21 protein-coding genes are annotated in these 17059 nt (G+C 40.7%); 20 read left to right on the plus strand and 1 reads right to left on the minus strand.

The genetic code is table 11. The features are described from left to right. Window positions 1-5 precede the first annotated feature (5 nt). The 8 genes from RV13_RS12975 to RV13_RS13010 all read left to right on the plus strand — a co-directional run bounded on the left by RV13_RS12975 (window position 6) and on the right by RV13_RS13010 (window position 7195). Window positions 6-1061 (plus strand): s-methyl-5-thioribose-1-phosphate isomerase, encoded by a 1056-nt coding sequence (locus RV13_RS12975; RefSeq protein ID WP_010747371.1) that lies wholly within the window; start codon window positions 6-8, stop codon window positions 1059-1061. Window positions 1062-1073: 12 nt separating this feature from the next. Further along, window positions 1074-1715, plus strand: a complete 642-nt coding sequence (locus RV13_RS12980; RefSeq protein ID WP_010747370.1) for an L-fuculose-phosphate aldolase — start codon at window positions 1074-1076, stop codon at window positions 1713-1715. A gap of 524 nt (window positions 1716-2239) precedes the next feature. Then, window positions 2240-3490: an NAD(P)H-dependent oxidoreductase gene (locus RV13_RS12985; protein WP_010747369.1), complete on the plus strand. Its 1251-nt coding sequence runs from the start codon at window positions 2240-2242 to the stop codon at window positions 3488-3490. A gap of 55 nt (window positions 3491-3545) precedes the next feature. After that, window positions 3546-3926: a transcriptional regulator GutM gene (locus RV13_RS12990; RefSeq protein WP_010747368.1), complete on the plus strand. Its 381-nt coding sequence runs from the start codon at window positions 3546-3548 to the stop codon at window positions 3924-3926. A gap of 70 nt (window positions 3927-3996) precedes the next feature. Further along, entirely contained in the window at window positions 3997-4530 is a 534-nt protein-coding gene (gene srlA / locus RV13_RS12995) for a PTS glucitol/sorbitol transporter subunit IIC (protein ID WP_010747367.1), read from the plus strand. A gap of 13 nt (window positions 4531-4543) precedes the next feature. Then, window positions 4544-5608 (plus strand): PTS glucitol/sorbitol transporter subunit IIB, encoded by a 1065-nt coding sequence (gene srlE / locus RV13_RS13000; RefSeq protein ID WP_060789497.1) that lies wholly within the window; start codon window positions 4544-4546, stop codon window positions 5606-5608. 28 nt (window positions 5609-5636) lie between these two features. Beyond that, window positions 5637-5990, plus strand: coding sequence for a PTS glucitol/sorbitol transporter subunit IIA (locus RV13_RS13005; RefSeq protein ID WP_010747365.1), 354 nt, complete (start codon window positions 5637-5639; stop codon window positions 5988-5990). Between the two features lie 242 nt (window positions 5991-6232). Then, window positions 6233-7195, plus strand: a complete 963-nt coding sequence (locus RV13_RS13010) for a sugar-binding transcriptional regulator (protein ID WP_010747364.1) — start codon at window positions 6233-6235, stop codon at window positions 7193-7195. Window positions 7196-7228: 33 nt separating this feature from the next. On the opposite strand, the gene RV13_RS13015 is transcribed toward RV13_RS13010, so the two are convergent. Beyond that, window positions 7229-8155, minus strand: a complete 927-nt coding sequence (locus RV13_RS13015) for an alpha/beta hydrolase (protein WP_060789496.1) — start codon at window positions 8153-8155, stop codon at window positions 7229-7231. Between the two features lie 227 nt (window positions 8156-8382). On the opposite strand from RV13_RS13015, the gene rbsR reads away from it, so the two are divergent. The 12 genes from rbsR to RV13_RS13075 all read left to right on the plus strand — a co-directional run bounded on the left by rbsR (window position 8383) and on the right by RV13_RS13075 (window position 17009). Then, window positions 8383-9375, plus strand: a complete 993-nt coding sequence (gene rbsR / locus RV13_RS13020) for a ribose utilization transcriptional repressor RbsR (protein ID WP_010747362.1) — start codon at window positions 8383-8385, stop codon at window positions 9373-9375. A gap of 109 nt (window positions 9376-9484) precedes the next feature. Further along, the gene (gene rbsK / locus RV13_RS13025) at window positions 9485-10390 is read left to right on the plus strand and encodes a ribokinase (RefSeq protein ID WP_010747361.1); all 906 of its coding nucleotides are present in this window, start codon (window positions 9485-9487) and stop codon (window positions 10388-10390) included. A 16-nt stretch (window positions 10391-10406) separates the two neighbouring features. Next, window positions 10407-10802 carry a D-ribose pyranase gene (gene rbsD, locus RV13_RS13030; protein WP_010747360.1) on the plus strand — a complete coding sequence of 132 codons (396 nt, stop codon included), beginning with the start codon at window positions 10407-10409 and terminating at the stop codon, window positions 10800-10802. Between the two features lie 24 nt (window positions 10803-10826). Next, window positions 10827-11714, plus strand: a complete 888-nt coding sequence (rbsU, locus tag RV13_RS13035; RefSeq protein ID WP_010747359.1) for a ribose/proton symporter RbsU — start codon at window positions 10827-10829, stop codon at window positions 11712-11714. 159 nt (window positions 11715-11873) lie between these two features. Beyond that, window positions 11874-12275 (plus strand): hypothetical protein, encoded by a 402-nt coding sequence (locus tag RV13_RS13040; RefSeq protein ID WP_010747358.1) that lies wholly within the window; start codon window positions 11874-11876, stop codon window positions 12273-12275. A 59-nt stretch (window positions 12276-12334) separates the two neighbouring features. Beyond that, on the plus strand, window positions 12335-12637 hold the full coding sequence (locus RV13_RS13045; RefSeq protein WP_010747357.1) for a DUF5960 family protein: 303 nt from the start codon (window positions 12335-12337) through the stop codon (window positions 12635-12637). Window positions 12638-12829: 192 nt separating this feature from the next. After that, window positions 12830-13159 (plus strand): hypothetical protein, encoded by a 330-nt coding sequence (locus RV13_RS13050; protein WP_010747356.1) that lies wholly within the window; start codon window positions 12830-12832, stop codon window positions 13157-13159. 9 nt (window positions 13160-13168) lie between these two features. Then, window positions 13169-13483, plus strand: coding sequence for a hypothetical protein (locus RV13_RS13055; RefSeq protein ID WP_010747355.1), 315 nt, complete (start codon window positions 13169-13171; stop codon window positions 13481-13483). Window positions 13484-13640: 157 nt separating this feature from the next. Then, window positions 13641-13970, plus strand: a complete 330-nt coding sequence (locus tag RV13_RS13060) for a PTS lactose/cellobiose transporter subunit IIA (RefSeq protein ID WP_010747354.1) — start codon at window positions 13641-13643, stop codon at window positions 13968-13970. After that, the gene (locus RV13_RS13065; RefSeq protein WP_010747353.1) at window positions 13970-15364 is read left to right on the plus strand and encodes a glycoside hydrolase family 1 protein; all 1395 of its coding nucleotides are present in this window, start codon (window positions 13970-13972) and stop codon (window positions 15362-15364) included. The genes RV13_RS13060 and RV13_RS13065 overlap by 1 nt, the downstream gene beginning before the upstream one ends. 43 nt (window positions 15365-15407) lie before the next feature. Then, a complete protein-coding gene (locus RV13_RS13070) occupies window positions 15408-15698 on the plus strand; it encodes a PTS sugar transporter subunit IIB (protein ID WP_028020403.1) in 291 nt (96 codons plus the stop codon). A 6-nt stretch (window positions 15699-15704) separates the two neighbouring features. After that, window positions 15705-17009 (plus strand): PTS sugar transporter subunit IIC, encoded by a 1305-nt coding sequence (locus RV13_RS13075; protein ID WP_010747351.1) that lies wholly within the window; start codon window positions 15705-15707, stop codon window positions 17007-17009. Window positions 17010-17059 lie beyond the last annotated feature (50 nt).

The following is a 17059-nucleotide window of genomic DNA, read 5'->3' on the forward strand; positions in this document are numbered from 1 at the left end:
AGAGGTTGGAAAGACAAGATTACACGATGCCAACGCTATTACAATATGAGAATGTTGCGTGGTATGAAAACGGAAAGGTGCGCATTTTGGATCGTCGGATTTATCCGACTCGGATAGCGTTCGTTGAATGTGAGACTCATCAAGCAGTGGCGCAAGCCATCACAGACATGGTTACACAAAGCGCAGGACCTTATACTGCGGCAGGAATGGGAATGGCGTTAGCCGCTGAGGAAAGTAAGGCTTTAGAGCCAAAAGATCAGATCGCCTATCTAAAAAAAGCCTCCCATACGATCGCCAATGCACGTCCCACGACTGCGAATCGTATGACATTGATCACTGAAAATTGTGTGGAAGTCGCAGAGGACGCATTGGAAAAAGGGATGGATCCGACAGAAGCGATTAAACAAAATACGATCGATTCGTTAAATCGTCGCTACTATACAATGGATCAAGTAGCAAAATATCTGATTGAAAAAATTCCAGACAACGGAACTGTTTTGACCCAATGTTTTGGTGAAACAATTATTGGGATGCTTCTGCGAGAAGCGCTCGAGCAGAAAAAAACGCTGCGCTTCTTCTGTGCGGAAACTCGGCCCTACTTACAAGGCGCACGTCTAACCGCCAGCTGCTGTGCAGAGATGGGGTTTGATACGACGGTTGTTTCCGATAACATGATTGCTTATTTAATGGAGCATGAGACGATTGATTTATTCACTTCAGCCGCAGATACAATTGCGCGAGATGGTTATATCGCCAATAAAGTCGGAACCTATCAAATCGCCATTTTAGCCCAACGTTTTGGCGTTCCGTATTTTGTTACGGGCATTCCAGATACGGATAAGAAGAGTCACGAAAGTATCAAGATTGAGATGCGCGATCCAGAACAAGTGATGGAACTAAATGGAATCAAGCATACCTTGACTGGAGTCAAAGCGATTTATCCATCCTTTGATATCACACCACCAGAATTGATTGGAGCAATTGTTACGGATCGTGGAATATTTTCTCCCTATGATTTGAAACGCTATTTAACTGAACAGCCGGAAAATAATTTTTATTGATTGGAGTAGAAAATGAGACATCTAAAAGAACGTGCGTTAATCGTCGAATACGGAAAAAAACTTATTATCGAAAAGCTAACCACAGGAACAGGCGGCAATATCAGCATTTATTTACCTGAAGAGGAAGTGATGCTGATTAGTCCAAGCGGCATTCCTTATTTTGAAACAAAGCCGGAGGATATTGTTTTAATGGATTTGCAGGGCAATATAGTAGAGGGCACGCGAAAACCATCAAGTGAATATGACCTTCACAGTATTTTTTACGCGAATCGTCCAGATGTCCGATCGGTTGTCCATACGCATTCAGAATACGCAACAACCTTTGCCTGTTTGCAGCAAGAAATTGAGCCGCTGCACTATATCATTGGCTCAGTCGGCGAAAAAGTTCGCTGTTGCGAATACAAAACCTTTGGTACACGGGAATTAGCCGAAGAAGCGTTTCATTTTATCCATGAAGATAATGGTATTTTGCTAGGGAATCACGGGGTTCTAACCATTGGGCCGGATCTAGCGAGTGCCTTTGGCGTTGCTAAGGATATTGAGTTCCTAGCCAAGCTTGATTATCGAGCACGCTGTATTGGTACGCCAAAGCTATTGAATCAAGAACAAATGAAAGAGGTCTTAGAGAAATTTGAGACTTATGGACAGCAATAATAAACAGCAACTTTAGTGAGAGCTAAAGTTGCTGTTTTTGTTTTTTCTCTTAATGAAGAAAAAGGAAAAAGGTGGGGGATTTAATAGCTCGTGAATTCACAAACAGATAGTACATTTCTTTTTATTAATTGGTCTATTATCTAATTTTTAATTGCATTACAGATTTTAAACACAATATAAAGCGCTATTTATTGTGAAATACTAATCAATAAGATTTCGTTCTCTCAATTAAATGGAATTATTCAAAAAAAGAGAAATCTTATTTGTTGTTATTTAAAGAATGTGCAGTTTTAATAAGGAAAATTATTTCCTTGTTTTTACATAAGAATCATTCTTCTTAAATTATTGATATATCACGTTTTTTACGGTTTATCATTCTGGTGTGACATATGTTCCAAATGATAAAAAATGATAGTTTGTGAAAAGAAAGCGTTGACATGTGTTTGTGTGGTGTTATACTAAAGGTGTCTTAAGGCATATGTCAAAGGCTTTGTCATATGTCAAAAAAGTATGGAGGGGTAATAATGACACTTTATGGGAAGCTTTTGGAAAGAGAAAAAAATGGTGCGCCAATCAAGGTTGGGGTAATTGGTGCAGGTCAAATGGGTTTTGGGATGATTGCTCAGATTTCGACGATTCCAGGGATGGCAGTAACAGGCATCAGTGATATCAACAAAGACGCTGCACAGCGAGCAGCGGATGCGTACAATGCAAGCGCAGAGAAAAAGGTAGATATTCTAGTCAGCTCAGATTTTAAAGAAATCATTCATTCGGATAAGGTAGAGGTTATTGTTGATGCGACTGGAGTACCTGAAGTAGGCGCACAAATTTCGTTAGAAACATTGTTAGCGAAAAAACACATTGTTCTATTGAATGTGGAAGTTGACATTACAATCGGACCATTGATGAAGAAAATGTACGATTCAGCGAACCTGGTTTACACAGGGTCAGATGGTGACGAACCAGCTGCGACGACAGAATTATTTGAATTCGCGAAAAGTATGGGAATGGAAGTGTTAGTCGCAGGTAAAGGAAAGAACAACAAGTTGAAGGTCGGTGCGAATCCAGATACTGCTCAGGCAGAAGCAGATTCAAAACAAATGTCTAGTCATATGCTGGCTGCTTTCCAAGATGGCACAAAGACCATGGCTGAAATGAACTTATTATCAAATGCCATCGGCTTTATTCCTGATAAAGTAGGAATGCATGGAATTAGCGGAGACGTTGATTCAGTCGTTAAAGATTTAGACTTAAAAGAAAACGGCGGGGTTTTAGATAAGTATGGTGTAGTAGAATACGTGGATGGCTTAGCACCAGGTGTCTTTGTAATCGTCAAAGGACAGAATGATGGCGCTCGTCATGAATTAAGCTACCTGATGAAGAAGGGCGATCGCGACCATCACATTTTATATCGTCCATATCACTTAGCAAGTCTAGAAACACCGATCACGATTGCAAAAGCAGTATTAAATCATGATCATGCGATCGTTCCATTAGGCGCTCCTATTTCTGAAACCGTTGCAGTAGCGAAGAAGGATATTAAAGCTGGCGAAAAAATCGATGGGATCGGCGGCTATTGTGTACGCGGTGTGTTAGAAACACATGCAGATCTAGTGAAGAACAACAATGTACCAATAGGGTTAGTTGGTGGATCATCTGTAGCAAAACGAGACATTAAAGATGGTACTTTCTTAACTTATGATGATATTGAAATTGATGAATCAACAACGGTTTATCGTTTACGTAAATTACAAGATTCAACGTTTGGTGAGTAAGGCAAATTGAAGCAGATGGGGTTTTCCTCATCTGCTTTTGGAGAGGATGTAGCTTATGAGCGGACTAGTTATTGTGTTGATTGTTTTGATGCTTAGTCAAAGTCTTCTAAGTATTGTTCAGGTGAAATACTATCAGAGCTTCATCAAAAAAATCACTACTGAACAAGCAGGAACTGAGTATGAATTTTATACCGAAGTTGTTAAGGGAAAAGTGTTGCGGATGATAGTGGCAGTTGTAATTGACCCTGATGGAAAAGTTATTCAGTGCTATATCTGTAAAGGATTGACGATTTTTGCTCGTTTTAAAGAGGAACAATCGTATTGTGGAACTGATTTAGCTACAGTTTATAGTCAAGCAGCGCAAAATAAGCGAGCACCACAGATCGAAAAAGCACTCTCAAAAATTTACTCACGGAAATTGGAAGCGGTTACCTAGTTTTTCTTTTGTGATGAAAACCAAGGAAATTGAAAAAGAAGACATTAAAATGAATTAGGAGGTTTTATTTATGAAATATATCGAGTGGGCAGGAAAAAACTTTATTGGTATGTTTGAAGCCGGCGGTGAACAGTTTATGGGATATATGACTGGGATCGTTCCACTATTAATTGTACTTTTAACATTTACTTATTCAGTTATCTCATTTATCGGGGAAGAACGTGTTGACAGAGCCATTCGCTATTGTTCAAAATATATGATTCTACGGTACTCTTTGATGCCGATTCTAGCAGTATTGATGTTAACAAACCCGATGGCTTATACGTTTGGAAAGTTTGTTCGTGAAGAAGAAAAACCTGCATTTTATGATGCCGCAGTATCTTTTGTCCATCCGGTAACAGGATTATTCCCGTACGCAAATGCTGGTGAATTATTTGTTTATCTTGGGATCGCTAACGGTGTTACGGAGGCAGGGTTCAGTCAATCAAGTTTGGCCGTTCGTTATTTCTTAGTAGGTGTTGTTGTCATCTTGATGCGGGGAATCGTTACTGAAAGATTGACAAAATTCATGATGGCTAGAGAAGCGAAGAAAGCTGCAGCATAAAGGAGGAATCGTAATGTACAAAACAGTATTTGTTAAACCTGGAAATAAAGGCTGGGGAGTAGGCTGGACGTTAACTCCAACAGATCAAAAAAATAAAATTGTCTCTGTAACAGGCGGCGGGATTCATCCGGTTGCGCAGCAAATTGCGGATTTAACTGGAGGAATCGCTTGTGACGGATTTAAGAATCAAATTCCTGAAGAAGAAACATTATGTGCGGTTATCGACTGCGGCGGGACCGCGCGAATCGGCGTTTATCCGATGAAACGCATCCCAACAGTGGATGTATTGCCATCTTCTCCATCAGGTCCGTTATCAAAACACATTACTGAGGATATTTTTGTTTCAGGGGTTCGACCAGAAGATGTTTCTCTAGTAGAAGATGCGGATTTAGAAGAGCGTCAAATGGCGGCAATCGATCATGGACACGCGGAAGATGCAAAATCAGCAGCGGCTACTGAAAAAATAATCACTGAAGGCCGTGAATCTGAAGAAGAGTTCAAAGAAAGATACTCGAAAATCAAAGAAGAGCACAAGGAAGAGCAAGCGAAGAAAGACAGCTTCCTCGTTCGTTTCTCTCGGGGAATCGGTGGAGTGATGAGTACCTTCTATCAATCGGGTCGTGATGCAGTGGATATGCTATTGAAAAATATTATTCCATTCATGGCGTTCATTAGTATGATCGTTGGGATCATCAATTATACTGGGATTGGTGACTGGTTAGCAAAAGTATTATCTCCTCTAGCGGGGTCGTTACCAGGTATGATCGTCTTGGCTTTAGTATGTAGTATCCCGATCCTATCTCCAATCTTAGGGCCAGGGGCAGTAATTTCTCAGGTTATTGGAGTATTGATCGGAACACAGATCGCTAATGGCTCAATTCCTGTACAATATGCTTTGCCAGCATTGTTTGCAATTAGTGCACATGCGGGTTGTGACTTTATTCCAGTAGGGTTATCTTTAGGAGAAGCAAAACCAGAAACCGTATCTGTCGGGGTACCAGCGATTCTGTATAGCCGTATGTTGTCAGGTTTTACAGCGGTAATTTTGGCTTGGTTGGCTAGTTTCGGAATGTATTAAAAATTGTTTGAATGGAGCGTATGGATTGATGGTAAAATCAAAAATTATTGAAATTGGCAGTATGGTGCCAGCATTTGAAGAAGAACGATTGATTATTTTGTTTGGCCCCTCTGCGACCGCAGAGCTGAGAGATATTTGTGTGATTCATGAGTTTGAAGATCGCCCTAAAGATGCGTTAAAAGTAGGCGGCAAAATCAAATTCGGTGACGAAGAGTTTACGATTGAAGAAGTGGGTTCGCAAGCAAATGCAAATTTTGAAGAATTAGGACATATTTCGATTTATTTTCGGAACGCGATCGGGGAAATCTTACCAGGAGCAATTATTGTTAGTCCAGGTACTTTCCCTAACTTTGAAATTGGTGGCGTGATCGAGATTCTTTAGAAAAAAGTCGAGGATGTGCTTACAATAAAGCACATCCTCATTTGTGGTTTTACGGCTAAGAGGTGTTAGTCAGCAGAGGATTGTGTGGGAAAAGAAATGAATTTTTTGCGACAGGAAAATTCTTTTGTTATCAATGTTAGCTGCGAAAAAAAGAATTGTCCCCACTAGTTCTACGGATATTCTGGTAGAATCAAACCGTATGGTGAATGAAAATAAAAAGTTGTTCAGAGGATGGGATCACAATGGCTATAAAACATAATCGAGATATCGTAAAAGTAGCTACGATGTATTACAAAAAGAGTTTGAAACAGTCGGAGATCGCCAAACGTCTGGGAATCTCTCGTTCACTGGTTTCAAAATATTTGAATGACGCAAAAAATGAAGGTATTGTTGATATTTTTATTAAGAGTGAGAGTGCCTATTCGATTGAATTGGAATTGGCTCTTGAAGAAACATTCGGGTTGAAAAAAGCCGCAGTGCTGGATACCAGCAGCTTGCGAAAGGATGAAGTTGAACGCTTACTCGTTCAAACAGCGATTACCGCCTTTCAAAAAGAAATCGCAAAGGCCAAAACAATCGGACTCTCGTGGGGAAAAATGCTGCGAGGCATTGTTGATGAATACCCTTATGAGAATCATGCGGATGCGACCATCATTCCATTGATTGGTGGTTTAGGCTCTGAGATGGTAGATGTCCACTCCAATCAATTGGCTTACGATTTATCCAAAAAGTTGCGTGCTAAATGTAAATATTTATATGCACCGGCATTAGTGGACAATGCCTTTATCAAAAAAAGTTTGATTGAAAATGATGGTATCCATGATGTGCTGGAGGCAGGGAAAAATGTTGATTTCGCTTTAGTTGGAATTGCGAGTCCTTTTTCTAAAAACAATACAATGACAGAGATTGGCTATGTGGACCAACAGGACATTGATGAGCTGGAGAAGCTAGATGTGATTGGCGACGTTAATTCGAAGTTTATTGATCAGGCGGGACGGGAAGTCGCTTGTGAAATCAACGAGAATGTCATTGGATTAGGTGTTGAGGACGTACGAAAAATTGCTAATGTCGCGGTTGCCTGCTACGAGGATAGTAAAAAAGATGTACTGTATGTAGGCACAAAGACCAAAATTTTTACTCATATTACCGTAACAGATAGTCTTGCGGAATACTTATTGGAACAAGCAAAAAACGAGACACATTGAGGTCTCGTTTTTTTTCGTAAAAAGCCCATTTTTCTAAGGGACATATTTTTGGATGAACTCCGTGACTTTTTTCTGGTACATGCTGGGATTACTGCTTAATGCTTCGGCATGTTTGGCACCGTGAACGACATACTGTTCTTTTGGTCCTTTCGTCGCTTTGTAGACTTCATCCAGCATGAAATATGGAACGAAATCGTCCTTATCACCATGAATAAAGAGCATTGGCCGAGTATTCTTTTTCAATTGCTTAATTGTATCTGCTTCACCAAAAAAGTAGCCGGCACGTACTTTTGTGACCAAACTAGTCACTGGAATTAAAGGAAAGGCCGGCAGGTTGAACATTTCCTTCAATTGATAGCCTAATTCACCTTTCACCGAGCTGTACCCACAATCCTCAACGAATGCTTTGACGTTATCCGGTAATTTTTCTCCGCTGGTCATCATGACGGTTGCAGCGCCCATGCTGACTCCGTGAAGAACGATTTCTGACTGAGGGTCTTTTTTAATAATCCGATTGATCCACTGGAGATAATCCTTTCGTTCATCCCAGCCGAATCCAATGTAATCCCCTTCGCTTTTGCCATGTCCACGAGCATCAGGCATTAACACATTATAACCAAGGTCATGATAGATTTTCGTGTATTGCGGCATATCTGTAGCTTGTCCCATATATCCGTGGGCAATAATCGCTGTTTTGTGTTGCTCTTTTTTCGCAGGTAGATAGTAAGCCGATAATTTCAAGCCATCGTTTGAGGTAAGCTGCCAATCGCTGCGATTGTTTTTATCATTGAACCAGTCTTCCGCACGAATCCGTTCCGCTGATTTTTTCTCCGACCCACTGGCTAGAAAATCTTTTTTCGCTGGAACAACGGCATAAGAATAAAAATAATTCCCTGCTGCAATGAGCACTATTACTAGGATTAGGATGATCCCTAAAATGATTTTCGTTGATTTATTCATTTGTTTCCTCTCTTCTTGTGGTAAGCTGATAAACATTGTCTAGCGAACCAAGAATATATTATTGTGTAGACTACTTGTTAAATTGAACATGATGGATCTGATACCTGATGAAGATACCATAAGCAGTATAAGAAAAATTCAAGTCCATAGCAAGTTGCTGAGAGGTGTATTTACAGAAGCAACTATCCATGAGAAAATGTAGCAGAGTTTGAAACAGGAGAAATCAGATGAAAAATAAAAAAATCACGATTAAAGATGTTGCTAAACAGTCTGGGGTATCAATCGCAACAGTCTCTCAGATCCTAAACGGCAACGAACAAAAATTCAGCCCCAAAACTGTCGAAAAAGTGCTGGCAGCAAAAGCGGAGCTGAATTATGAACCAGACTATTTCGCACGCCGCATGATCATGAAAAAAAGCAAAACGATCGGTGTGTTAATTCCAGATATCACGAATCCCTTTTTTGGAACGCTGGTTCGCGGAATCGAAGGTATTTTGTATCGCGAAAATTTTGTGACGATGCTTTGTAATGCTGATCTGGATACAAAAAAAGAAACCGATTATTTAGAGGAGCTGAGTCGTCGAGGCGTTGATGGGTTTATCATCGCTAGTTCAGCGATCTCCAATCAAGCGATCAATGAAACCTTACGGAAAAAGAATCTGCCGTATATCGTGCTGGACCAAAAGAAAGCAGAGGGCTTCAGTGATGCGGTCTTGACGGATGATTTTTCAGGTGGAAAAATTGCCGGCGAGCATTTGCAGCAATTAGGACACAAAAAGGTGGCCGTTGTCTTACCTGAAGATGCGACGGAGAATATCAAAACACGGCTGACGGGCTTTAAAGAAATTTACCCTGATGCTGTTCAAGTCTATGGAGAGCTATCTAAAATCGGCGGTCGTCAAGCAGCCAAAGCAATTGTTGAGACAGAGGTGACTGGGATATTTGCGATTAATGATGAGATTGCCTTTGGCCTGTATCTAGGTCTGGCAGAGCTTAAGAAAAAAATTCCACAAGACTACAGTGTGATCGGCTATGACAACATCGATATGAGCGAGTATGTGACGCCGCAGCTAACGACAATTGCTCAACCAATCTATGAGTTGGGGCAAACAACAGCGGAATTATTGCTGGAAAGAATCGAGCAGCCGTCGAAAGATTGGGAAGAAAAAACATTACCTGTTCAATTAATTCAACGTTTTTCAACTGCACACTTGAAATAGCTTTCAAGCTGTGCTATATTTTTGGTGTCGAATTAAAACGTTTTAATAAAACGTTTTAATTCAAACTCAAATGGAATGATTCAGAAGAAAAAGAAATGGAGTGAATAAAATGAATACGATTACAGTCATTGGAAGTATCAACCTTGATCGTACGATTCGGGTGAAACAAATGCCGAAACCAGGTGAAACCATGCATACGAAAGAAATCTTTTCTGCTGGTGGAGGAAAAGGAGCCAATCAAGCCGTTGCGGCAAAACGTTCTGAAGCAGTGACTAATTTCATTGGTGCAATTGGCAATGATGAATCAGGCGAAATGATGCGGGAGCTTTTATCAGAAGAAGGAATTGATCTCTCTGGAGTTCAAACCTTAGAAAAACAGGCGACAGGTCAAGCCTATATCATTGTTGATGACCAAGGAGAAAATAGTATCATGATCCATTCTGGGGCCAACAATGCCTTCACCCCGCAGCAAGTAAAAGAGCATGCAGAGGTAATCAAAGCTAGTGATTTTGTTGTTGCTCAATTTGAAAGCACTTTAGAAAGTACGATCGAAGCTTTTTCCATCGCTCGTGAAGCAGGTGTGAAAACGATACTGAATCCAGCTCCTGCTTTAGAAGATGTGCCTGAAGAACTATTAAGAGTGACTGATATGATCATTCCAAATGAAACGGAAACTGAAATTTTGACAGGTATCCAAGTGTCCGATGAATCCAGCTTGAAAGCGGCAGCGGAACATTTGCATCAATTGGGCATCGAAGCAGTGATTATCACCATTGGAAGCAAAGGCGCTTTTTATGATGTACAAGGACGCAGCGGCATTGTACCTGCCTTCAAGGTAAACGCAGTCGACACTACTGCGGCTGGAGATACCTTCATTGGTGCTATGAGCAGTGTATTAGAAAAAGATTTCAGCAATTTAGAAGAAGCGATCAAATATGGAAACAAAGCCTCTTCCGTGACTGTCCAACGTTTTGGGGCACAACCATCTATTCCCTACAAAAATGAATTGAAGTAAAGAAAGGATCTTTATCATGAAAAAAAGTAAAGTCATCAACTCAGATATTTCACGCGTTATTGCTCAAATGGGGCATTTTGACCAACTAAGCATCGGGGATGCTGGAATGCCGGTTCCAATGACCACTGAAAAAATTGATTTGGCTGTCGATAACGGAATCCCCAGCTTTATGGATGTGTTGAACAATGTATTAGAAGAATTAGCGGTTCAGCGAATTTATTTGGCGGAAGAAATCAAAACAGAAAATCCTGAAATGCTGAAAAAAATTCAAGAACGTTTACCTGAAACGCCTGTAACGTTTATTCCTCATACGGAAATGAAAGCAGCACTGCATGACAGTCGGGCATTTATTCGGACAGGGGAAATGACGCCATACGCCAACATTTTATTGGAAAGCGGCGTTGTCTTTTAAGCTGCGCTACAAGGAGGAAATACGATGAATACAACAGCGATCTTGATTGGACTAGGACCGTTACTTGGTTGGGGGCTATACCCAACCATCGCGTCAAAAATTGGCGGGCGTCCAGTAAATCAAATACTTGGATCAACTTTAGGGACTTTGATCTTTGCGTTAATTTTTGCAGTAGTTAATGGAATGGGGCTTCCAACAGGAATGGATCTGGTTTTCTCCATTCTTTCGGGTGTAGGCTGGGCTATCGCTCAGATCATTACCTTTCAATCGTTTACTTTAGTCGGCTCTTCGCGGGCGATGCCGATCACAACAGCTTTTCAGTTATTAGGTGCTTCCTTGTGGGGTGTCTTTGCCTTAGGTGATTGGCCAGGAGTCGGTGCGAAACTATTAGGCGGGTTGGCTTTGGTACTGATTATCTTGGGCGCTTGGATGACCGTGTGGACAGAAGAAAAAACACAGGAAAAAGCCAGCATTTTGAAAAAAGCAGTGCTATTATTAGCGGTCGGTGAAATCGGCTATTGGGCTTATTCAGCTGCACCGCAGGCGACGAGTATTGATGGTATGCACGCATTCTTGCCGCAGGCGATTGGTATGCTTTTAGTGGCGCTTGTTTACTCCGTGATTTTAAGCGTGAAGGACAAAGAAAAATCTGCCTTGGCAGAAGCCGTATCCTACAAGCATATTTTTTCTGGCTTTTTCTTCGCTTTTGCCGCACTGACTTACTTGATTTCTGCTCAACCTGATATGAACGGGTTAGCAACAGGATTCATCTTGTCTCAAACTTCAGTTGTCTTAGCAACCTTAACCGGTATCTGGTTCTTGGGACAGAAGAAAACCAAAAAGGAAATGACGATTACAATCATCGGCTTGGTATTGATTCTAGCTGCCGCTGCGATGACCGTAATGATCTAAAGCTGTCGATTTTCGACAGCTTTTTTTGAGCTTCGTATCCATGAGTGGGCTTCGCCTTTCTTATTGGAGGTAAATCAAAGTAAAAATTCGCGCGGCAATGCTATAATCGAAACGAGAAAAGAGACTATCGATTTTTTAAAATAGAAAGAAGGAAGAAGCATGAAGCTGACCGTTTCATTAGATATTTTGGAGGAGGCCTTTTATTACGTGTCACCGGTTAAACCAGTCTCCACAGTTCCGCTGGTCTACGCAACATTTTTAGCGGAAAAGACAGAAGTGGCTTATACCACTGACAATGAAGCGAAGTTCGCGCGAAAAATCGAGCGCGTCTTCAAAGCCGCTTTTCACGAGATTGTTCAAGCAAATCAAGCGTATCGTGAGATTCTTGATCAAGACAAGCTTTTGTCCTTTGATGAGCACTTAAAAAAGCAAAGGCAATTAATTGAATCAATAAAAGAAGCCATTCAGAAGTATCCTGAATTGACGCTGATTCGTCTGGAGCTTACAGGCAGCTGGCCGGTTTTCCAAACGGAAGCTGGGCGTCTGGATTTAACGGAATAAGCGTGATAGTTTAGGATTTTGATGACAGATGGTACAGTTAAGCTGAAAGGGTGAATAAAATGGATATGACGTATTTTGAAGGACAAGCAGTATTTTTAGAGGATTATAAAAAGGTCGCAAAGGCAGCGACGATCAATCAGCAGCAAGTGATCGATCAAGTCATGGAGCAATTGAACAAACCGACACCAGATGACAAATTGTTTTACATTCTACCTGGCGAAGAGACAGCCAACGGTCTGGCGGTTAGATTTCCTTTCCGTAAAGAGCTGATCGCGATGGATAATGAAGCGACCGTCTCTACTCAATTCTTCTATGAAGGATCACCATATGAATATGAAGTGGTTGAAGAGGAACAATTGTAATCGTTGAGACTTTCAAGTGTAAAAAGCTTGAAGGTCTTTTTTTACTTGCTTTAAAAAAAGAAGCTGGTATGATGGATATAATATGGTTTGTTATTTTTTAGCAAGAATGGGAGGTGATGGTCTTGCATGATTTACAAGCCGCAGGACTATTTCCTGCAAGCAATGATTTTAAACTGAAAGGGAGTTAATACATTGTTCATTCTTGAAAAGAAAGCGGAACCAACACAGCAAATATGGAATCACATCAAACGCCAATACCAAGGCGAAAAAGTAGCGGTTGTAGGGGTAGAGAAACAATTGCCGCAAACTTTTTTACGTAATAAACAAGTTATTTTTTATGAGAGCTTAACTGGAAAAGCTTTACTAGATGAAGGGAAAAAATTTTTAGAGAAGTTCTCGAAAGACTATACAGCTTTTGTTTTCTATTTGGCTTGTTCTTCAGAAATAGCGGAGCAGCTGATTGAAGCGGGTCGGAACCTAGGTGTTCGAGTAACGGTGACAGTAGAAGAAAAGGCAGCTTAGTAATTAGACATGTGGAAAGAAGTAATTCAACAAAAGACGGTCCATAATAGGATTTTACGGAATGGCTTGCGTTTGCTGCATCAATACTCTTGGCGCCAAAGCAAGGATAAAAAAGCTTTATTAGAATTTTCAGAACAACTGCAGAACGTGATGCAATTACATTTAGAAACTCAGAATTTAGTCGTAGGGGTTCCTGGGTTTGGAAAAGAAGTCACTCTTTTGGAACTAGATGAACCGAATTTTGTACCTCATTATAAGATAGAACAGATTTTGGAATCTACCGAAGGACATTTTATCAAGCTAAAATTAATCAAAACCATTTAAAAGCAGTCGCACAAATGTGCGGCTCTTTTTTTACCAAAATTGTTCGAATAGTGAGATTGCGGAAAGGGAATTTCCACTTTAATGTGGAAAATAAAAATTTTAACCAATTAAGAAAACGCTTTATAGTTGGACTATAGAAAGAAGAGGAGGGAGTTTCTTGGGAGAAGCAAAAATTGGAACGGAAATGGAATCGATGGCGATTATTTTGCATGCCGGAAATGCGAAAAGTGATTCATATGAAGCATTGCAAGCAGTAAAACAAGGCGACTTTCAGACATTCGAAGAAAAATATCAATCGGCAAAGAGCGAAATCAAGCTGGCACATAAAGCCCATGCAGAGATGCTACGCAAGCTTTCTGCGGAAGAGCGTATGGATGAAATTGATTTGCTGCTTGTTCACGCCGAAGGGCATTTAACATCGACAGCGATCGCAGTCGATATGATCGGTGAGTTTGGTGAGCTATATAAATGGAAGGAGACGATGTAATGGATAAAAATTTTTTATGGGGTGGCGCAACAGCTTCTTATCAGTGTGAAGGTGCTTGGAATGTAGACGATAAAGCAGAATCAATGTGGGATCGCTATTTACATGAGAACGATTTGGAGAACGGCGATGTCGCTAGTGATCATTACCATCATTTTGAAGAAGATATTCGGATGATGAAGGAAGGCGGACAGAATTCTTATCGTTTTTCTCTTTCTTGGCCGCGAATCATCAAAAACAAAGAAGGGGACATCAATGAAAAAGGAATCGCCTTTTATCAACGCCTGCTAGATGCTTGTCATAAGTATGATATTGAGCCTTTCGTAACGATTTATCATTGGGACTTGCCGCAATATTGGGAAGAAGAAGGTGGCTGGCTGAATGCCCAAGTCGCTTATGCTTTTGAACATTTAGCAAAGGTCTGCTTCGAGCATTTTGGTGAGAAGGTTCGGAATTGGACGACCTTTAACGAACCTAAATGGTTTATTGCCAACGGCTACTTCATCGGGAATTATCCGCCAGGCCTGCAGGATGTTCAGAAGACGATGATTGGTGCTTATAATGTAATGTTAGCGAGTGCTTTAGGTGTACGAGCGTTTAGAGCAGGAAATTATCAAGGACAGATAGGAATTGTTCACAGCTACACCCCAGTTAATGGTGTAGATGATACGATCGAAACTCGGATCGCTATGCGCTATGCCGATAATTATTGTAATAATTGGATTTTAGATACCGCAGCTTTAGGGGAATTTCCAATTGATCTAGTAGCGAAATTAGCTCAAGATTATGATATCAGCTTTATGAAAACAGAAGAGTTGAAAATCATGAAAGAAAATACCGTTGATTTTATTGGACTAAATTATTATGCCCGGACCTTGGTGAAACCTTATACCGGAGGCGAAACACAGCTAGTATTTAATCACTCAGGAAAAAAAGGTGAAAGCAAAGTAGTGATCAAAGGCTGGTTCGAACAAGTCAAAGATCCAAATAGTGAGTTTACTGCTTGGGACACGGAAATCTATCCAAAAGGTCTGCAGGATGGCTTGATTGAAGCTTGGGATCGCTATCACCTGCCGATCTATGTAACAGAAAATGGTGTGGGTGTCCGAGAAGATGTGACGGTAGAGCAGGTGAATGATGACTATCGCATTTCCTTTATGAATGATCACATCAATGCGATTATGAACGCGATGGATCGCGGCGTAGATATTCGCGGCTACTATGCTTGGGCTTCATTTGACTTATATTCATGGAAAAATGGCGTGGAGAAACGTTATGGATTAGTAGCGGTTGATTTTGAAAAGGATCAGATCAGAAAACCAAAAGCGTCTTACTATTGGTTCAAAGAAATCATTGAAAGCCAAGGACAAAAAATTCAAAGAAGAGCCTTCGACTAAAAAGGAACGATCGCTTTTCTAATAAGAAGAGGAGAGAAATAAAATGAAAAAAATTATGCTGGTATGCAATGCTGGAATGTCAACAGGGATGTTAGCGAAGAAAATCGAAGCCGCTTCTGACCACACACTAGAAGTCAGCGCCTATAGTGAATCAGAATATCAAGATTATCTGCAAGGAGTGGATCTAGTCTTAATTGGTCCACAAATTCGTTTCTTAAAACCTCAGATCGAAGCTGCCGTAGATGTGCCGGTAGAAGCTATTTCACCAATGAAATATGGCATCATGGATGGCAAGGGTGTTTATGAGGATATCAAAAAACTGATTGGAGGATAAGAAGTCATGGGATTTAGTACATTTAGCGATACGATGGATAAATACATCTCACCTTTGGCAAATAAACTGAGTCAGCAGCGTCATTTAAAAGCGACGCGTGATGCCTTTATGTCTATGCTGCCAATAACATTGTTTGGTTCGATTCCAATTATTTTGAATGCACCGCCTGTGACAGAAGATACGAAAAATGGTTTTTTGTTAGCTTGGGCAAGCTTCGCAGAAAAGAACAGTCTGGTTTTAAATTGGATCAGCGGGGTAACCCTGAGTGCTATGGCCTTATTCATCTGTGTAGGGGTAACTTACTTCTTGTGTCGTCATTATAAAGAAGATGTCTTACGTCCAATGATGTTTTCACTTGTTGGTTTTCTAATGCTTGTCTTAACACCGCTAAAAATGGGTTGGGACGGGAAGGAAGTCGAGATCAGCTTTTTAGATGGACGGGGAATCCTATTGTCACTTTTTGTCGCAATCGTTACGGTGGAAGGGTACCATTGGATGCGTAAAAGAAATATTGGTCGGATCAAGATGCCCGATAGCGTACCGGCTTCTCTTTCAGAGACCTTTGCTGCTTTAGTGCCGGGCTTGATTTTGATGACGTTCTTTTCAGTGATATTTATCATTTTCCATGCGTTTGATACAACAGCCGTTCAGTTCCTTTACAATATTATGGCGCCAAGCTTCAAGGCAGCTGACAGCTTACCATTTACGATTATCAGTGTCTTCTTGATCCATTTGTTCTGGTTCTTTGGGATTCATGATGCTGCCTTGGCAGGGATTCTTGGACCGATTCGTGATGGGAATCTATCGATCAATGCTGCGGAAAAAATGGCAGGCAGTGATTTGAGCAATATTTTCACGACACCATTCTGGACCTATTTCGTTATTATCGGGGGATCTGGTTCCGTGTTGGCTTTAGCTTTCTTAATGATGCGCTCGAAATCGAAGCAGTTGAGCACTGTTGGGAAAATCGGTTTGATTCCATCTTTCTTCGGTATCTCTGAACCAATGATTTTTGGAACACCCTTAATGCTAAATCCGATTTTTTTCTTTCCTTTCATCTTTACTTCCGTCTTTAACGCGATTGTTACGTATCTGTGTATGTCATGGGGAATTGTCGGAAAAACCTTCGCTGTCTTTTCTTGGCAGATGCCGTCACCAATCGGCGCATTTCTATCCACAATGGATTGGCGGGCTGTTGTCTTAGTCTTAATTTTGATCATTCTTGATGGTGTGATGTATTATCCATTCTTGAAAGTTTATGAGAAAAACCTTGTTCAGCTAGAAAAAGAGAGCGATACAGAATCGGCATAATGTTATAATAAAGCGTAGAAGTTTAATAACTTCTATGCTTTTGTTGGGAT

The sequence above is a fragment of the Enterococcus raffinosus genome (assembly GCF_001886185.1).
Classification (GTDB): domain Bacteria; phylum Bacillota; class Bacilli; order Lactobacillales; family Enterococcaceae; genus Enterococcus_A; species Enterococcus_A raffinosus.